Source organism: Kitasatospora griseola, assembly GCF_044999035.1.
Lineage (GTDB): Bacteria > Actinomycetota > Actinomycetes > Streptomycetales > Streptomycetaceae > Kitasatospora > Kitasatospora griseola.
This window is the reverse complement of the sequence record NZ_CP173360.1, coordinates 3,499,971-3,517,706: the sequence shown is the minus strand read 5'-3', so window position 1 is coordinate 3,517,706 and position 17,736 is coordinate 3,499,971. Positions and strand designations below refer to the sequence as shown.

The window sequence follows — 17,736 nt, the reverse complement described above, 5'->3', positions numbered from 1 at the left end:
CTTGTCGTGAGTATTCCGCTTCAACGTCTGACGTCGCACGGCAGAACAAGGGACCGGCCGATGGCCGGTCCTTTTGTCGTACCGGTCAGGGGCGTGCTCGGGGGGCGAGCCGGTCGAGGTCGATGTCGAGGGCGAAGGGGACGGGGCGGCGGAGGTCGCCTCGGAAGATGCCGGCCGGGACGTAGCTGCGGGTGGGGGTGTCGAGTTCGTAGACGTGGGCGGTGGTGGTGCCGTCCTCGTCCTCGATCCGCCAGTAGTGGGGGATGCCCGACTCGGCGTACTTGTGGAGCTTGACGGTGCGGTCGCGGTGGGCGGATTCGGGCGAGACGACCTCGGCGACGAGGAGGACGTCCTGTGGATCGTGCCAGGTCCGGTCCGGGTCGTAGGGGGCGGTGGTCACCAGGAGGTCGGGTTCGGGGCGGTTGCGCGAGTCCAGTCGGACGGTCATCTCGCGCTCGACTTCGATGCCCTCCGGAGCCTGGGCGGCGAGGGCGTTGGTGAGTGCGGTGACGACGCGGCTGTGCCACGCCCGCTGCGGCGACAGCATGAAGACGAGTGCTCCGTCGATCAGTTCGGTGTGTCGGGGCGCCTCGGGGAGGCGGTCGAGATCCTCCGCGAACCAGCCCTCCGCGCGTGGCGGGCGCATCCAGTCGGGCAGTGAGGTCATGCTGCTCAGGGTAGTGGGTAGACGGTGTCTACGATCGGCTGGTAGACAGTGTCTATGGATGACGAGCGGACGTCCCTGCGTGAGCGCCTGGTGGATGCCGGGGTGGAGTTGGTGCTGGCGGAGGGGTCGGGGGCGGTGGGGTTGCGGGAGATCGCGCGGCGGGCGGGGGTGTCGCACGGGGCTCCGCGGCGGTACTTCGCGACGCACCGGGAGTTGTTGTCGGCGGTGGCGCGGCGGGGGTTCGAGGAGCTGGGGCGGCGGTTCGCGGGGGTGCGGGCGGAGGGGGCCAGGGAGCGGCTGGAGGGGGTGGCGCGGGAGTACCTGGCGTTCGCCGCCGAGCGGCGCGGGATGTTCGAGCTGATGTTCCGTCATGACTTGTTGAGCAGCGACGGCGCGGAGGCGGACGGGCCCCGGCTGCGGGAGGCGACGGGGCCGCTGTTCGGGGGGACGGTCCGGCTGGTGGGGGAGTGCACCGGGGGCGGGGAGCGGGCGCCGGTCGTGGCGGCGGCGCTGTGGGCGAACTTGCACGGGCTGGCGCAGTTGCAGGGGTGGGGGAGCGTCGAGCTGATGCTGGGGGAGGGGCGGGAGGACGCGCTGCTGGAGGCGGTCCTGACCGCGCACCTGGGCGAGCGGTGAGCCGGCTCGCGCTGCCGGTGAGCGCCGCCGCCGCGATGCTGGTGGCGCTGGACGGCACGGTGCTGCTGATCGCCCAGCCGGGCATGCGGCGCGAACTCGGGGCCGGCGCAGCCGCGTTGCAGTGGACCAGCACGGGCTACCTGGTCGCGGTCGCCGCCCTGCTGGTGGTGTCCGGCCGGCTCGGCGACCGGTACGGGCACCGCGGGACGCTGCTGGCGGGGGTGCTGGGGTTCGGCGCGGCCTCGGCCGGGATCGCGGTCGCCCCCACGGTCGGCTGGGTGATCGGACTGCGGGTCGCCCAGGGCGCGTTCGGCGCGCTGCTGCAACCGGGGACGCTCGCGCTGCTGCGGCTGTGCTGTCCGCCGGAGCGTCTCGGCCGGGCGATCGCGGTGCGGACCGGGGCGATCGCGGTCGCGGCCGGCGCGGGCCCGCTGCTCGGCGGCGTGCTGGTGGCGAAGTTCGGCTGGCGGGCGGTGTTCTGGATCAACGTGCCGGTCGCCGTCCTGATCGCCGCCATGACGCTCGCACTGCGGCCGCCCGAGGTCGAACGGGGCCGCCGGCGGCTCGACCTGGTGGGTGCGGCGCTGCTCGCCGCCGCGCTCGCCGTCCTGGTGCACGCGCTCGCGGAGGTCCCCGACCGGGGCTGGAGCGACACCGCAACCCTGGTCGAACTCGCCGCCGCCGCAAGCCTGTCGGCGGTGCTGGTCGGCCACGAGCGACGCACCCCCGAGCCGGTGGTGCCGCGCCCGGTGGCCAGGTCGCGTCCGGTGATCGGCTCGCTGGTGCTGCTCCTGACGTCCTCCGCCGGACTGTTCGGCACCCTGTTCAGCACCACCTTCCGCCTCCAGGACGCCCTGCGCCTCGGCCCGTTGGACACCGCGCTGCGGATGCTGCCGCTGACCGCGCTGATGGTGCTGGGCGCCCCGGCCGCCGCGCAGGCGCTGCGCCGGTACGGCCCCCGCACCACCGCGCTCGCCGGAACGCTCCTGCTGGTGACGGGAGTTGCCGCCCTGGCCGGTCCGGGCGCCGGCGGCGCGGCGCCGCTCGCGACGGCGGTGGCCGCCGCCCTGCTGGGCGCGGGGTTCGCGGCGGTGATGGTGACGGCCACCGGCAGCGTGGTCGGCGACGCCCCACCGGGCTGCGCGGGCGCGGTCGGCGGCCTGAAGCAGACCGCGATGAACATCGGCCCCACCCTGGGCATCGCCGCCGCCTCCGGCACCGGCCCGCACGGCGCCCTCCCGGTCCTGGCCGCACTCGCCGCCGCGGGCCTGCTCCCGGCCGCCACACTGCCCGCCGCACGGCACGCCTCGCGCAAGGAAGTCGTCGCCCCGGGCGGGTGATGCGCCGGGCCGGCGATGGGGGAGCAGCGGGGGCAGGGCGCTGTCGCCCGCCCTGCATCATCGCTCCCGCCGCGCCGAGGACCCGCCGCCCGGCCGCCTGCCGTGTCGGGACGCCGCCGTCAGTAGCCCGTGGCACGCTGGCCCGGTGACGGAACAGCAGACAACGGTGCATCAGCCCATCGGCGCACTGAGTTCGACGGTGCTGGACTGCCCCGATCCGGAGCGGCTGGCGGCGTTCTACCAGCGGCTGACGGGCTGGGCGGTGACGTACCGCAGTGCGGCGTACGTGTTCATCGGGGACGGGCCGGTGCGGATCGGGTTCCAGCGGGTCGGCGGGTTCCGTCCGCCCGACTGGCCGGCGGACGGGGCGCGGGCGCATCTGGATTTCACGGTGCCTGCGTTGGGGCCCGCGGTGGCGGAGTTGCTGGCGGCGGGTGCGACGAAGCCCGAGCAGCAGGCGGGTGGCGATCACTGGGTGACGCTGCTCGATCCGGACGGGCACCCGTTCTGTCTGGCGGTCCCCGAGTGACGGCGGTGGGTGCGGTCACGCTGGAGGCGGACGGCGAGCGCCTGGCGTGCACGGTGGTCGAGCCGGCGGGGCAGGCCCGTCCGGGGACGGCGTTGCTGATGCACGGCGCGGGCAGCAGCGGGAAGCATCGATGTCTGCCGCTGGCACAGGAGTTGGCGGCGGCCGGCTGCCGTTCGGTGGTGTTCGACTTCGCGGGGCACGGTACGAGCACCGGTGAGCTCGGGCAGCTCTCGCTGGCGCGTCGCTCGCGGCAGGCCCGTGCGGTGCTGGAGCGGTACGCCCCGGACGGGCCGCTGCTGCTGGTCGGGTTCTCGATGAGCGGCCAGACCGTCGCCGACCTGCTGGGCGAGCCGGACATCGGCGGGCGGGTGCGGGCGGTGGCGCTCGGCGCGCCGGCCGCGTACGCCCGGGAGGTGCGGGAACTGCCGTTCGCGGAGCCGGAGTTCACCGCCGTCCTGCGCACCCCGGGCAGCTGGCGCAGCAGTACCGCGTTCGAGGCGTTGGCCGCGTTCGGGGGCCGGGCGGTGCTGGTGCTGCCGGAGTCGGACGAGGTGATCCCGGCCGAGGTGACGGACGCGTTGGACGCGGCCCTGCGCACCCGGGCCGCGTACACCCGCCTCGTGCTACCGGGCGCCGACCACCAGCTCGGCGGCTGGCTGAGTACCCACCCGGAGCACCGTGCCCTGGTGGCCGCCGCGCTCCTGGGAGCCGGCGGCTGAACAGGCCTGCCGGTCAGGGCAGTCGGACGGTCAGCCGACCGGTCGGATCGGCGGTGACGGTGACGCCGGTGAGGTCGTTGACGAAGAAGTCGGGGCGGTGGGCGGCGGCGCGCGGGCCGATGCCGAGGACCGGCATGCCGGCGGCGCGGGCGGCGGAGATGCCGGCCTCGGAGTCCTCCAGGACCAGGCATTCGGCGGGGGCGACGCCGAGCTCGGCGGCGGCCTTCAGGAAGCCCTCGGGGTCGGGCTTGCTGGCGCCGACCTGCTCGGCGGTGATCATCAGCGGCGGCAGCGGGACGCCGGCGGCGGCCATCCGGACCCGGGCGAGGGCCTCGTCGGCGGAGGTGACCAGGGCGTGCGGCAGCCCGGCCAGCGCCTCCACCAGCCGTCGGGCGCCGGGGACTTCGACCACGCCGTCGGTGTCGGCGGTCTCCTCGGCCAGCATCTGCCGGTTCTCGGCGAGGTTCTGCTCCATCGGGCGGTCGGGCAGCAGCAGCGCCATGGTCAGGTGGCCCTGCCGGCCGTGGACGGTCTTCATGGCCTCGTCGGCGTCGAGCCCGTTGCGTTCGGCCCAGCGGCGCCAGCAGCGTTCGACCACGGCATCGGAGTTGACCAGGGTGCCGTCCATGTCGAGCAGGACGGCCCGGACCGGCGGGGTGAGGGCGGGCATCGGGGCTCCTCGGGGGCCTCGGGCGAGTGTTTGTTCCACAATCGTACAAAACCTGCGCCGCGGGCCGTCGAGCTCACCCCAGCAGGTGCGCGTTGACCGCCCGGGCCGCCGCGGCCAGCTCCGGCAGCTCCACCACCTCGACGCCCGCCGCGGTGAGCAGCGCGCTGCCCCGGCAGTCCTCGACGAACAGCGCGGGCTCCCGCCAGGCCACCACCACCCGCGGCACCCCGGCGGCGACGATCAGTTCGGCGCAGGGGTGCGGACGGGAGGCGCGCTGCCCGCAGGGCTCCAAGGTGCTGTAGACGGTGGCGGTGCGCAGTCGCGGATCGCCGGGCGCGAGCCGGCCGAGCGCGGCCTCCTCGGCGTGGTTCACCGCGTCGACCTCCCGGCTGAAGCCCTCGGCCAGCACCTCGCCGTCGGCGCCGACGATCACCGCGCCCACCGAGAACGCCGTCCGGGACGGCGGGCAGCGCCGGGACAGTTCGATCGCGCGACGCAGCCACTCCTGGTCGGTGGTCATCGGGGGCTCCTTCGGGGCATACCGCAGCAGGACGACGCCCCCCACGGTACGGGCCCGGCGGAGCCCGGTTCAGACGGCGGTGCGCGGTGACAGCGGGAGCGGCAGCGAGGGCAGGCCGTCGATGCTGACGGCGACGTGGTCCTTGCCCTCGCAGTAGGCGCTGAAGTTCTCCTCGCCCTTGCGGTCGAAGTACTGCCGGTGGATCTCCCGCTCCGAGCGGTAGTCCATGAACGGGACGGCGTACCCGCAGGAGTCGCTGACCCGCTCCGCCCGGACCAGGACGATCGCGCGCAGCCCGGCGCCGTCCGCGGACGGGTCGAAGCGGCCGAGCAGTTCGGCGAAGCGCGGGTCGTCGCGGAACACCGGCTCGCCCCGGCCGTGCACCCGCAGCACCGTCGGCGGGCCGTCGAAGGCGCACCACATCAGGGTGATCCGGCCGTTCTCCCGCAGGTGGGCGATGGTCTCGGCGTGCGAACCGCCGAAGTCCAGGTAGGCGACGGTGAGTTCGTCGAGGACGGCGAGGGTGCCGGAGCGGCCCTTGGGGGAGAGGTTGACGTGCCCGTCGCCCGACAGCGGGGCGGTGGCCACGAAGAACACGGGCTGCCTGTCGATGAACGCGCGCAGCCGGTCGTCGATGCGTTCGTAGGTCTTTCCCATGCCGCCGATTCTGCGCCCGGGCCGGCCCGGCGGGCGAGGGGGTTCCGCCGACGTCCCACAATATGAGACGGAATTGTCCGATCGATGGAACGGTTTTCTATGCTGGGCGGGTCGCTCCGAGGGAGAGGGGAACCACCGTGGCCGGCTACACCCACGGGCACCACGCCGCCGTCCTGCGCTCGCACCGCACCCGCACCGCCGCCAACTCCGCGGCCTACCTGCTGCCCGAACTGTGCCCCGGCCAGCGGCTGCTGGACGTCGGCTGCGGGCCCGGCACGATCACCGCCGACCTGGCCGACCGGCTCGGCCCGACCGGCCGGGTGATCGGCGTCGACCCGTCCGCCGAGGTGCTCGCCCAGGCCGCCGCGCTCGCCGCCGAACGCGGCCTGGAGCAGCGGCTGACCTTCGAGGCCGCCGACGTGTACCGACTCCCCTACGCCGACGCCTCGTTCGACGTGGTGCACGCCCACCAGGTGCTCCAGCACCTCGCCGACCCGGTCGCCGCGTTGCGCGAGATGCGCCGGGTCACCGCCCCCGGCGGGGTGATCGCGGTCCGCGACGCCGACTACGCCGCGATGGCCTGGTACCCCGAACTGCCGGAACTCGACGAGTGGTCGGCGCTCTACCGGGCGACCGCCCGGGTCTCCGGCGGCGAGCCCGACGCCGGCCGCCGCCTGCTCTCCTGGGCGCACGCCGCCGGCCTGACCGACGCCCGGCCGTCCTCCAGCACCTGGACGTACGCCACCGAGGCCGAACGCGCCTGGTGGTCGGCGAGCTGGGCCGAGCGGACGGTGCACTCCAACACCGCCGCCACCGCCCTCGCCGAGGGCCTCGCCACCCCCGCCGACCTGGCCCGGATCGCCGCCGGCTGGCCCCGCTGGGCCGAGCATCCGGACGCCTGGTTCGCCGTCCTGCACGGTGAACTCCTGTTGAGCGTAAGCTAGTTGGCTCGCTGCGGTCCGACCCGTCGGCCACGGCAGGGTCCGGCCCGCCCCCCATCGGGCCGGACCGCTACCGTGTGGCGCCATGGAGGAACACCCGGACCGCACGCCCACCGCCCACCGCGTGATGCGCCAGGACGACAACGGCAACCGCTTCCTGCTGGCCCGCGGCCTCACCCGCCCCGCCGCCGAGGCCCTGGCCGCCGAGTTCGTGGCCCGCGGCCACAAGCAGCTCTACTGGGTCGAACGCGAGGAGCCCGAGGAGCCCGAGGAGCCCGCGCAGCCCGGGGAGCCCGGGGCGGGCCGCGGGTAGTCGGTCCGGGCCCGGGCGCCCGCGGCCGCGTAGCGTGGCGGGAGCAGCGGGCCGGGGCGGCCGTGCCGAGCGAGGAGGACATCCGTTGGCTCTGGAGATCGAGCGCAAGTTCCTGGTCCCGGACGGCGAAACCGTCCCCGACGGGCGGGAGTTCGACGTCCGACAGGGGTACCTGGTGACCGGCCCGGACGGGGCCGAGGCCCGGGTGCGGGACCAGGGCGGGGCGTGCTCACTGACCGTCAAGCGCGGCACCGGCCTGGTCCGCGGCGAGTGGGAGACCCCGCTCACCGCCGAGCAGTTCGAGGCGCTGTGGCCCGCCACCGAGCAGGCCCGGGTCGCCAAGACCCGCCGAGTGGTGGAGCTCGGCCGGTACGAGGCCGTGGTCGACACCTTCCACGGCCGGCTGGCCGGGCTGCGCACCGTCGAGGTCGAGTTCGCCGACGAGCGGGACGCCGCCGCGTTCACCCCGCCGCCCTGGTTCGGGCCGGAGGTCACCGACCGCCCCGACCTGAAGAACCAGCGCCTCGCCACCGCCGCCGGGCCGCCCCGCCCCTGACATAGGGTCGGGAGCCGACGGGCGGTACGAGCGGCAAGGGCGGCAGGGCGGCAATGGCAGAGCTGATCGACACGGTGGCGTGGGTCCTCCTGGAGGGCGGCCGGATCCTCTGCGCGCGCCCCCGCGGCAAGGACGTGTTCTACATCCCCGGCGGCAAGCGCGAGGGCGACGAGACCGACCTGCAGACGCTGACCCGCGAGGTCGCCGAGGAGCTCACCGTCGCCATCCGCACCGACACCGTCGCCCACGTCGGCACCTACCACGCCGACGCCCACCCGTCCGGCCCCACCGTCCGGATGGCCTGCTACCGCGCCGACTACACGGGCACCCTCGCCGCCAGCAGCGAGATCGAGGACGTGGAGTGGTTCGGCTACGCCGACCGCGACCGCGTCCCGCCGGTCGACCAGCTGCTCTTCGACGACCTGCACCGCGACGGCCACCTGCACTGAGGCCGGAACGCCCCCGGAAATGCCCGTTCTGTACGCCAATCGGACAGACGACCCGTATGTCGGGATAGCTGGGCGTTTCCCGGGGTATGGCAGTGTCCGGCAGCATTCGTCACGATCAGTAGCCGGGTTCGGCGCGGCGTGGCGGCGGCCCGCGCCCCCGACGGCCCGCCGGCGGTGCGTTCCAGCGACGGCCGGAGGCCCCGTAGGTGGCGAAGCCGGGTGACGGCGGGGGAGAGCGCGAGGCGTCCGGCCTGCCTCCGCGCGGGCCGGGGCGGTCGAGCGGTTCCGCGCTGCCCATAGGCGCCGGCCGGTCCGGCAGCGCGGCCGCCCGCGCCCGCCTGCGCCGCCGCCCCGGCCACGAACCGCCGACGCCGCCCACCGCGGGGCCGTCCGCCGGGCCGGAGCCGCCCGCCCGGGGTGCCCCGGAGGCCCCGGGCAGCCGGAGCACCCGCGGCCGCCCCGCCCGGGCGTTCCCCGGCGGGCTCGGTCTGCACCCGGCCGCCCGCTCCGACACCGCGCCGACCGCCCTGCACCCCAGCCGCCGCACCGAGGGCGGCAGCCTGCTGGACGTGGTGCGGGTGGCGATCGTCATCCTGGACACCGCGGGCCGGGTGGTGCTGTGGAGCCCGACCGCCGAGGAGATGCTCGGCTGGCCCAGCGAGATGCTGGTCGGCCGGGCGCTGGAGGAACTGCTGGCCGCCCCGGAGGACCAGCAGCGGGCCCGGGCCGCCCTCCAGGAGACGCTGCGCCGCGGCTCCTGGCACGGCTTCACCGGCATCAGCGACCGGTACGGCGTGCCGGTCGAGGTGGAGGTCCGGCTGTCGCTGCTGGTGGACGGCGACGGCGCCCCGTACGTGCAGGCCGCGCTCACCGAGGCCGCCGCGCTGCGCGCCGTCGAGCGCGACCTCGCGGTCCGCGACGCGCTGTTCGAGCAGTCCCCGCTGGGCATCGCGGTGCTGGACACCGAACTGCGCTACACCGCCGTCAACCGCACGCTGGCCGAGATGAACGGCCTGCCAGCCGAGGCGCACATCGGCCGCACCACCGGCGAGACGCTGCCGGAGCGCTCCGCCGACGAGATCACCGCCCTGCAGCGCCAGGTGCTGGCCACCGGCGAACCCGTCATCGACGTCACGCTGGCCTCGCCGGGCGGCCGGGCCGGCTTCCGGTCGATCTCGTTCAGCCGGATGACCGACCGGGCCGGCCGGGTGCTCGGCATCTCCGGCACCGCGATGGACGTCACCGAGCGCTACCGGGCGGTGGCCAAGGTGGAGGGCGCCCGGCGCCGGCTCTCGCTGCTCAACGAGTTCGGCTCCCGGGTCGGCGACCTGCTGGACGCCTCGATGATCGCCCAGGAGCTGGCCGGCGCGGTGGTCCCGCGGCTGGCCGACTACGCCGCGGCGATCCTGCTGCAGGCCGTCGCGCACGGTGACGACCTGCCCCGGCACGGCCACGACCGGCGCACCTCGCTGCTGCAGCTGGGCGTCGCCTCCGTGCAGGACGGCCCGACGGTGGAGACCATGCTCCGGCACGGCGCCCGGATCACCTTCGAGGACGAGTCGGCGTTCGGCCGGGTGCTGCGCAGCGGCGTCCCCGAACTGCTCACCGGCGCCGAGCTGGACGCGCTGTCCTTCCCCGGCGACCCCAAGGTCGAGGCCGCCCGCGACCTCGGCATCCACTCCCGGCTGGTGGTGCCGCTGCGGGCCCGCGGCATCGTGATCGGCCTGCTGGTGGTCAGCCGGGCCGGCTACCGGGAGGGCTTCGACCGCGACGACCTGGCCTTCACCGTCGAACTCGCCGACCGGGCCGGCAGCTCGCTGGACAACGCCCGCCTGTACGCCCGCGAGCGGACGGCCGCGCTCACCCTGCAGCGCACCCTGCTGCCCCAGCAGGTGCCGCAGCCGGCCGGCGTCGAGGTGGCCTACCGGTACGTGCCGGGCTCCAGCGGCACCGAGGTCGGCGGCGACTGGTTCGACGTCATCCCGCTGCCCGGCGACCGCACCGCGCTGGTGGTCGGCGACGTGATGGGCCACGGCCTGCGGGCCGCCGCCACAATGGGCCGGCTGCGCACCGCGGTGCGGGTGCTGGCCGCCCTCGACCTGGCGCCCGAGGTGGTCCTGCGGCACGTCCACGAGCTGGCCGACGACCTCGCCCAGGGCCCCGACGAGGCCCTGCTCGCCACCTGCGTCTACGCGGTGTTCGACCCCGCGCGGCGCAGGCTGACCGTCACCAAGGCCGGTCACATCCCGCCGGTCCTGGTGGTGCCCGGCGCCGACGCCGAGCCGGCCCGCTCCGGCGGCCCGCTGCCCGGCGGCGCCGGCCAGGTGCTCGACCTGCCCTCCGGCGCGCCGCTCGGCGTCGGCGGGGTGCCGTTCGAGTCCATCGAGATGGAGATCCCGGACGGCAGCCTGCTCGCCCTGTGCACGGACGGGCTGGTGGAGTCCCGGGACAAGGATCTGGACGTGGGACTGGGGAGGTTGATCAGCGTGCTCGAACAGCCGTACGCCTCGATCCAGCAGGCGTGCGAGGCCGTCCTCGACACCATGGAGCAGGGCCGCGAGCCCGACGACGTGGCCCTGCTGCTGGCCCGGCTCGGCCGGGAACGGGAGGACGCCCCCACCGCCGGCTGGACGCTGCCCGCCGAGCCGACCGCGGTCTCCCGGGCCCGCCGGCTGGTCCGCCACACCCTCGCCGACTGGGGCGTCGAGTCCCTCACCGACACCGCGGAGCTGCTGGTCAGCGAGCTGGTCACGAACGCCGTCCGGTACGCCAGCGCCCCGATCGGGGTCCGCCTGACGCTCGGCGACCTGCTGCTGGTGGAGATCTCCGACCCGCTGCCCGATCCGCCCAAGGAGCGGCACGCGAGCGCCGGCGACGAGGGCGGGCGCGGTCTCGAACTGGTCCGCCGGCTCGCCCTGCGGTGGGGAACCAGGGCGGAGGGGCTGGGCAAGGTCGTCTGGTTCGAGCTGGCAGACTCGGACGTTCAACCACCCGAGTCGATGTTGTGACGTTGAAGGGCGTGTGCGCCCACGCCCGAATGATGAATACTCGGACATCGAAATACTCGGTCGTCTCGACACCGGATGGGCGCGCGGGTTGGAGGGGTCGGTCCGTTGAACAGCTTCCCGGCACGGAACACGACGCACGGCAGCAGCGGCCGAGCCGCGCTGCCGGAGCAGCCGGGTGCCCCGACGGTGCATGCCACCCTCCCGGACGGCTGGGAACAGGGCTCCTCGGGCACCATCTACGACTACATCCGGGTCGCCACCTTCGCGATCGGCCCCGACGGCCGGATCGCGCAGTGGAGCGACCGGGCCGCCAAGTTCTTCGGCGTGCCCGCCGCGGACGCGGTCGGCGCGGACCCGATCACCGCGTTCGTCCCGCGCGAACTGTGGCAGCGCGGCCGGGCCCGGCTGGAGCGCATCCTGTCCGGCGAGGAGTGGGTCGGCACCGCCCCCTACCGGGACCAGTCCGGCGCGGAGAGCCTCGCCGAGGTCTACGCGATGCCCGACAGCGCCGACGGCTCGGCCACCTGCCTGGCCGTCGACCTCGGCCGGCTGCGCGCCATCGAGACCGACCTGGCGGCCTCCGAGGCCGTCATCCGGCAGACCCCCACCGGGTTCTTCCTGTTCGACACCGACCTGAAGCTGCAGCGCGTCAACGGCGCCTTCGCGGCCGGCCTCGGCCGCAGCCCCGGCGCCCTGCAGGGCCTCGCCCCCGGCGACGTGTTCCGGCCCTCCGACGCGGACCGGCTGCTGCTCGCCCTGCGCAAGGTCCTCACCGGCCAGGAGCCGGTCCTCGACCTGCGGATGTCCGCCCCCGCCCGCCCCGGCCGCCCGGCCGGCCGCGACGACGAGCGCACCTGGGCGGTCTCGCTGTACCGCCTCACCGCCGCCGGCGGGCGCCCGATCGGCGTCGCCGGGCAGGTCCAGGACGTCACCAGCCGGAGCATCGCCGAACGCGAGGCCGCCGGAGTGCGCCGCAGCCTCGCCCTGCTCAACGAGGCCTCCACCCACATCGGCTCCACCCTCGACCTGGAGACCACCGCCAAGGAACTGCTCGACGTGATCGTCCCGCAGTTCTGCGACGTCGCCACCGTCGACCTGTACACCGCGCTGCTCACCGGCGACTCCTCGCTCACCGCCAACCCGGAGAACGGCGAACTGCGCCGGGTCGCGGTCTCCAGCGTGGTCGGCAACGCCCCGTCGGTGCTCGGCGCCGAGCGCGGCGGCGTCCGGGTCGCCGAGGCCGGCGGCACGCTCTGCTACCCGCCGCGCTCCCCGCACGCCCGCGCGCTGCGCACCGGCCGCAGCGTCGTCCCGCAGCCCGGGCCCGACCCGCTGCTGCGCTCCACCCTGGTGGTGCCGCTGGTCGCCCGCGACCAGGTGCTCGGCCTGGTGCAGCTGTCCCGGGCGATCGGCAGCGAGCCGTTCGACGCCCGCGAGGTGGCGATCGCCGAGGAGCTGGTCGCCCGCGCCGCGGTCTGCGTCGACAACGCCCGCCTGTACCGCCGCGAGCACGAGCGCGCGCTGATCCTGCAGCGCAGCCTGCTGCCCCCGGGCAACCCGGCCGCCTCCGGCCTGGAGATCGCCCGCCGCTACCTGCCCAGCAACAACAACACCGAGGTCGGCGGCGACTGGTTCGACGTCATCCCGCTGCCCGGCAGCCGCACCGCCCTGGTGATCGGCGACGTGATGGGCCGCGGCCTGCGCGCCGCCGTCGCGATGGGCCAGCTGCGCACCGCCGTGCGCACCCTCGCGATGCTCGACCTGGACCCGGAGGAAGTGCTCTCCGCCCTCGACGAGATCGCCCGCGGCCTCGGCAACGACGACGCCGAACCGGACCGCTCCGGCGCCGAGGTCTACCTCGCCACCTGCGTGTACGCCGTCTACGACGCCGTCAAGCAGCGCTGCACCTTCGCCAACGCCGGCCACCTCCCGCCGGTGCTGCTCGTCCCCGGCCAGCGCGCCCGGATGCTCGACGTGCCGCCCGGCCTGCCGCTCGGCGTCGGCGGCGAGCCGTTCGAGGAGGTCACCGTCGACCTGCCCGAGGGCGCCGTCCTCGGCCTGTACACCGACGGCCTGGTGGAGTCCCGCAAGCACCAGTTGGACGAGGGCCTGAACGCCTTCCGCACCGCCCTCACCAACGGCTCCGACCGCCTGGAGGAGCTCTGCGACCAGGTGCTGGAGGAGCTCAACCCGCACCACGGCGAGGACGACATCGCCCTGCTGATGGCCAAGGTCCACGCGCTGCCCGCGGGCTCCGTCGGCGACTGGCGGCTGCCGCCCGAGCCGACCTCGGTCGCCCGGGCCCGCGAGGCCGCCTGCGGCTGGCTGCTGGAGCGCGGCCTGGACGAACTCGTCGACACCTCAGAGCTGCTGGTCAGTGAACTGGTGACGAACGCCCTGCGGCACGGCCGCGGCGAGATCCGGCTGCGACTGCTGCGCGACCGGACCATGGTCTGCGAGGTCTGGGACGACGCCTACGCCCAACCGCGCCAGCGCCGCGCCCAGGAGACCGACGAGGGCGGCCGCGGCCTGCAGCTCGTCTCCCTGCTGGCCGAACGCTGGGGCAGCCGCCGCACCCCCAAGGGCAAGATCGTCTGGTTCGAGCTGGCGCTCTAGCCCCCGCCGTCCGTTCGTACCGGAAGCGAGTGCCGGGCCGTTGTGATCCAAACCTCCTCCGGCTGCCCGTTTCTGCTCCATTGCGGGCTTCCCCGTACGATGGGGAGAAGCCGAGGCATGTGCCGTGCCCGGTGGGTGGACCGGTGAATGCTGACGCGGGCCGGGCACCGTGACCCACGATTCCGGGAGAATCAGCGCCGCATGCCCACGCGCAACGACATCCGCAACGTCGCCATCGTCGCCCACGTCGACCACGGCAAGACCACTCTGGTCGACGCCATGCTCAAGCAGGCCGGTGCTTTCGCGGCCCACCAGCAGCTCGACGACCGCATGATGGACTCGAACGACCTGGAGCGTGAGAAGGGCATCACCATTCTCGCGAAGAACACGGCGGTCAAGTACCACCCCAAGGACGGCGGCGCGCCGATCACCATCAACATCATCGACACCCCGGGCCACGCCGACTTCGGTGGCGAGGTCGAGCGCGGTCTGTCGATGGTGGACGCGGTCGTCCTGCTGGTCGACGCCTCCGAGGGCCCGCTGCCGCAGACCCGCTTCGTGCTGCGCAAGGCGCTCTCCGCGCGCCTGCCCGTCATCCTGTGCATCAACAAGACCGACCGTCCGGACGCCCGGATCGACGAGGTCATCAACGAGACCTACGACCTGTTCCTGGACCTGGACGCGGACGAGGACCAGATCGAGTTCCCGATCGTCTACGCCTGCGCCCGGGACGGCGTCGCCTCGCTGACTAAGCCGGAGAACGGCACCGTGCCGGCCGACTCCGAGAACCTGGAGCCGTTCTTCTCCACCATCCTGGAGCACGTCCCGGCCCCGACCTACGACGAGGACGCCCCGCTGCAGGCGCACGTCACCAACCTGGACGCCGACAACTTCCTCGGCCGCATCGCGCTGCTCCGCGTCGAGCAGGGCGAGCTGCGCAAGGGCCAGACGGTGGCCTGGATCAAGCGCGACGGCTCGATCCAGAACGTCCGCATCTCCGAGCTGCTGATGACCGAGGCGCTCACCCGCAAGCCCGCCGAGGTGGCCGGCCCCGGTGACATCTGCGCCGTCGCCGGCATCGGCGACATCATGATCGGCGAGACCCTCGCCGACACCGAGAACCCGATCGCGCTGCCGCTGATCACCGTCGACGAGCCGGCGATCTCGATGACCATCGGCACCAACACCTCGCCGCTGGTCGGCAAGGGCGGCTCCGGCAAGGGCGCGGACGCCAAGTCCGCCGGCAAGGTCGACCGCAAGGTGACGGCCCGTCAGGTCAAGGACCGCCTGGACCGCGAGCTGATCGGCAACGTCTCGCTGCGCGTGCTGGAGACCGAGCGTCCCGACGCCTGGGAGGTGCAGGGCCGCGGTGAGCTGGCGCTGGCCATCCTGATCGAGACCATGCGCCGGGAGGGCTTCGAGCTGACCGTCGGCAAGCCGCAGGTCGTCACCCGCGAGGTCAACGGCAAGACCCACGAGCCGGTCGAGCGCCTCACGGTGGACGTCCCCGAGGAGCACATGGGCGCCGTCACCCAGCTGATGGGCATCCGCAAGGGCCGGATGGACAACATGTCCAACCACGGTTCGGGCTGGGTCCGGATGGAGTTCGTGGTGCCGTCCCGCGGCCTGATCGGATTCCGGACGGAGTTCCTCACCAACACCCGCGGCACCGGCATCGCGCACTCGATCCACGAGGGCTACGAGCCGTGGTTCGGCAACCTGACGACCCGTAACAACGGCTCGCTGGTCGCCGACCGCTCCGGCGTGGTCACCGCGTTCGCGATGACCAACCTGCAGGAGCGCGGCGTGCTGTTCACCGACCCCGGCACCGAGGTGTACGAGGGCATGATCGTCGGCGAGAACTCGCGCTCCGACGACATGGACGTGAACATCACCAAGGAGAAGAAGCTCACCAACATGCGTTCCTCGAACGCTGACGTGGCCGAGTCGATCGTCCCGCCGCGCAAGCTCTCGCTGGAGCAGTCGCTGGAGTTCTGCCGCGAGGACGAGTGCATCGAGGTGACCCCGGAGACCGTGCGCATCCGCAAGGTCGTCCTGGACGCCAAGGAGCGCGGTCGCACCGCGTCGCGCGCCAAGAAGAGCTGACGCCCGCCCGTTTTCGGCCGACCGGCCGGTGCCCTTCGGGGTGCCGGCCGGTCGGCTTTTTGGTGACACTCCGTCACAAGTGGCCGAGGGCGGGCTGTTCGTTAATCGGACGTCACCGATCGTCATCCGTGACAACTGTCCGTTTCGCCCCTGTCTGGCTATGTCTGTAATGTCCGATTTTTGAGATTCATGCGGCGTTCATGTGACCAAATTGAAATCCGTATTGGTCAATTCCGTATCCAAGAGTGACCGATAGTGGGTGCAGTCGAGCTCGGGTCGAGGCTTCTGCGCAGGGGTGCGCGCCAGGCCGCGAGCGATCTGCAACACGATTTCAGGAGGCACACCCATGCGCGGTGCCAGCCAGGCCAAGTGGGTTGTCGCAGCCGTCGCGGTCGCCCTCGCCGCTACCGCTTGCGGCAGCAGCTCGTCGGACGGCGCTTCCAGCGGACCGGCCAACGCCCAGGGCACGTTCAGCTACCAGAGCTCCGAGCCGCAGAACCTGCTCCAGCCCGCCAACGCCATGGAGGTCGGCGGCGGTCGTGTCATCAAGAACCTGTTCAAGGGCCTGGTGGACTACGACCCCAGCAACGGCAAGCTGCGCAACCAGGTCGCCGACAAGATCGAGACCACCGACGCGCAGAACTACACCGTCACCCTGAAGTCCGGCTGGACCTTCCACGACGGCACCCCGGTGACCGCGCAGTCCTTCGTGGACGCCTGGAACTGGTCCGCCAACACCAAGAACAACCAGATCAACTCCGACTGGTTCTCCGACATCCAGGGCTACGACGCGGTCCACCCGGACAAGGGCGACCCGACCGCCGAGACCATGTCCGGCCTGAAGGTCGTCGACGACACGCACTTCACCATCGCGCTGACCGGCCCGGTGTCGTACTTCGAGTACAAGCTCGGCTACACCGCCTTCTCGCCGCTGCCGAAGGTCTTCTACACCGACCCGGCGAAGTACGGCCAGTCGCCGATCGGCAACGGCCCCTACAAGTTCGTCTCGTGGGAGCACAACAAGGCGATCACCCTCGCCGCCTACGACAAGTACGAGGGCGCCGACAAGCCGAAGAACGGCGGCATCGTCTTCAAGAACTACGCGCAGCCCGAGGCCGCCTACAAGGACCTGGTCTCCGACAACCTGGACGTGCTGGACCAGGTCGACCCGAGCGACCTCGCCTCCTACAAGAACGACCTGGGCGACCGCGCCGTCGACCAGCCCCAGGGCGCGATCCAGAACATCTCGTTCTCGCTCTACCAGGACTCCTGGAAGGGCCAGGACAAGGCCAAGGTCCGCCAGGGCCTGTCGATGGCGATCGACCGCGACACCATCACCAAGACGGTGCTCAACGGTTCCCGCCAGCCCGCCAACACCTGGGTCGCCCCGGGCGCCATGGGCTACAAGGACAACACCTGCGGCGAGGCCTGCACCTACGACCCGGCGAAGGCCAAGCAGCTGGTCACCGAGGGCGGCGGCGTCCCCGGCAACAAGATCACCGTCCTGTACAACGCGGACGGCGGCCACAAGGAGTGGGTGGACGCGGTCTGCAACTCCATCCGTCAGGCCACCGGCGTGGAGTGCGTCGGCGACCCGAAGCCGGACTTCAAGTCGGCCCGCGACCTGGTCAAGAACAAGAAGGTCGACGGCCTGATGCGGACCGGCTGGGTGCAGGACTACCCGCTGAACGCCAACTTCCTGCGCGACGTGTACGGCACCGGTGCCGCGGCCAACGACGCCGGCTACTCCAGCCCGGAGTTCGACAAGCTGGCGGCCGAGGCGGACAAGGCCACCACGGTGGAGAAGACCGCCGAGCTGTACCAGCAGGCCGAGGCGCAGCTGGCCAAGGACATGCCGTCCATCCCGCTCTGGTACTACAAGACCACCGCCGGTTACTCGAAGAACGTGCAGAACGTGAAGTACGACTCGTTCGGCGACCCGGTCTTCACCCAGGTCGAGGTCAAGCAGAAGTAACCGAGCCGGCACCGCACGGCTCGAACCGACACGG

The 17,736-nt window shown here is 73.2% G+C and carries 16 protein-coding genes; 12 read left to right on the top strand and 4 right to left on the bottom strand.

Features of this window, described 5'->3' with window-relative positions; translation table 11 throughout:
• Positions 1–85 precede the first annotated feature (85 nt).
• The gene (locus ACI1MP_RS15690) at positions 86–667 is read right to left on the bottom strand and encodes a Uma2 family endonuclease (protein WP_404868871.1); all 582 of its coding nucleotides are present in this window, start codon (positions 665–667) and stop codon (positions 86–88) included.
• A 54-nt stretch (positions 668–721) separates the two neighbouring features.
• Between ACI1MP_RS15690 and ACI1MP_RS15685 the strand changes: the two genes are divergently transcribed.
• From ACI1MP_RS15685 to ACI1MP_RS15670, 4 genes are all read left to right on the top strand, one after another.
• On the top strand, positions 722–1,303 hold the full coding sequence (locus ACI1MP_RS15685; RefSeq protein ID WP_404868870.1) for a TetR/AcrR family transcriptional regulator: 582 nt from the start codon (positions 722–724) through the stop codon (positions 1,301–1,303).
• Entirely contained in the window at positions 1,300–2,643 is a 1,344-nt protein-coding gene (locus ACI1MP_RS15680; protein ID WP_404868869.1) for an MFS transporter, read from the top strand. Before ACI1MP_RS15685 ends, ACI1MP_RS15680 begins: the two co-directional genes overlap by 4 nt.
• Positions 2,644–2,809: 166 nt before the next feature.
• The gene (locus tag ACI1MP_RS15675; protein WP_198520635.1) at positions 2,810–3,172 is read left to right on the top strand and encodes a VOC family protein; all 363 of its coding nucleotides are present in this window, start codon (positions 2,810–2,812) and stop codon (positions 3,170–3,172) included.
• A 5-nt stretch (positions 3,173–3,177) separates the two neighbouring features.
• Complete coding sequence (locus ACI1MP_RS15670; RefSeq protein WP_404868868.1) at positions 3,178–3,891, top strand: alpha/beta hydrolase; 714 nt, start codon at positions 3,178–3,180, stop codon at positions 3,889–3,891.
• Positions 3,892–3,904: 13 nt separating this feature from the next.
• Here ACI1MP_RS15670 and ACI1MP_RS15665 read toward each other — a convergent pair whose 3' ends face one another.
• The 3 genes from ACI1MP_RS15665 to ACI1MP_RS15655 all read right to left on the bottom strand — a co-directional run bounded on the left by ACI1MP_RS15665 (position 3,905) and on the right by ACI1MP_RS15655 (position 5,738).
• A complete protein-coding gene (locus ACI1MP_RS15665) occupies positions 3,905–4,561 on the bottom strand; it encodes an HAD-IA family hydrolase (RefSeq protein WP_189271091.1) in 657 nt (218 codons plus the stop codon).
• A 73-nt stretch (positions 4,562–4,634) separates the two neighbouring features.
• Positions 4,635–5,081 carry a deaminase gene (locus tag ACI1MP_RS15660; protein WP_100588845.1) on the bottom strand — a complete coding sequence of 149 codons (447 nt, stop codon included), beginning with the start codon at positions 5,079–5,081 and terminating at the stop codon, positions 4,635–4,637.
• Between the two features lie 69 nt (positions 5,082–5,150).
• Positions 5,151–5,738, bottom strand: coding sequence for a pyridoxamine 5'-phosphate oxidase family protein (locus ACI1MP_RS15655; protein WP_404868867.1), 588 nt, complete (start codon positions 5,736–5,738; stop codon positions 5,151–5,153).
• Positions 5,739–5,875: 137 nt separating this feature from the next.
• Here ACI1MP_RS15655 and ACI1MP_RS15650 point away from each other — a divergent pair, with 137 nt between their 5' ends.
• The 8 genes from ACI1MP_RS15650 to ACI1MP_RS15615 all read left to right on the top strand — a co-directional run bounded on the left by ACI1MP_RS15650 (position 5,876) and on the right by ACI1MP_RS15615 (position 17,702).
• Positions 5,876–6,682 carry a methyltransferase domain-containing protein gene (locus tag ACI1MP_RS15650; protein WP_404868866.1) on the top strand — a complete coding sequence of 269 codons (807 nt, stop codon included), beginning with the start codon at positions 5,876–5,878 and terminating at the stop codon, positions 6,680–6,682.
• 82 nt (positions 6,683–6,764) lie between these two features.
• On the top strand, positions 6,765–6,992 hold the full coding sequence (locus ACI1MP_RS15645; protein WP_404868865.1) for an SPOR domain-containing protein: 228 nt from the start codon (positions 6,765–6,767) through the stop codon (positions 6,990–6,992).
• Between the two features lie 85 nt (positions 6,993–7,077).
• Positions 7,078–7,548 (top strand): CYTH domain-containing protein, encoded by a 471-nt coding sequence (locus ACI1MP_RS15640; RefSeq protein ID WP_232734211.1) that lies wholly within the window; start codon positions 7,078–7,080, stop codon positions 7,546–7,548.
• 53 nt (positions 7,549–7,601) lie between these two features.
• Entirely contained in the window at positions 7,602–7,997 is a 396-nt protein-coding gene (locus tag ACI1MP_RS15635) for an NUDIX domain-containing protein (RefSeq protein ID WP_404868864.1), read from the top strand.
• A 206-nt stretch (positions 7,998–8,203) separates the two neighbouring features.
• Positions 8,204–11,005 (top strand): SpoIIE family protein phosphatase, encoded by a 2,802-nt coding sequence (locus ACI1MP_RS15630; RefSeq protein ID WP_404868863.1) that lies wholly within the window; start codon positions 8,204–8,206, stop codon positions 11,003–11,005.
• A gap of 75 nt (positions 11,006–11,080) precedes the next feature.
• Entirely contained in the window at positions 11,081–13,621 is a 2,541-nt protein-coding gene (locus tag ACI1MP_RS15625; protein ID WP_380335052.1) for a SpoIIE family protein phosphatase, read from the top strand.
• A gap of 201 nt (positions 13,622–13,822) precedes the next feature.
• Entirely contained in the window at positions 13,823–15,727 is a 1,905-nt protein-coding gene (gene typA, locus ACI1MP_RS15620; protein ID WP_043915881.1) for a translational GTPase TypA, read from the top strand.
• A 346-nt stretch (positions 15,728–16,073) separates the two neighbouring features.
• Positions 16,074–17,702: an ABC transporter substrate-binding protein gene (locus ACI1MP_RS15615; protein ID WP_404868862.1), complete on the top strand. Its 1,629-nt coding sequence runs from the start codon at positions 16,074–16,076 to the stop codon at positions 17,700–17,702.
• Positions 17,703–17,736: the final 34 nt, after the last annotated feature.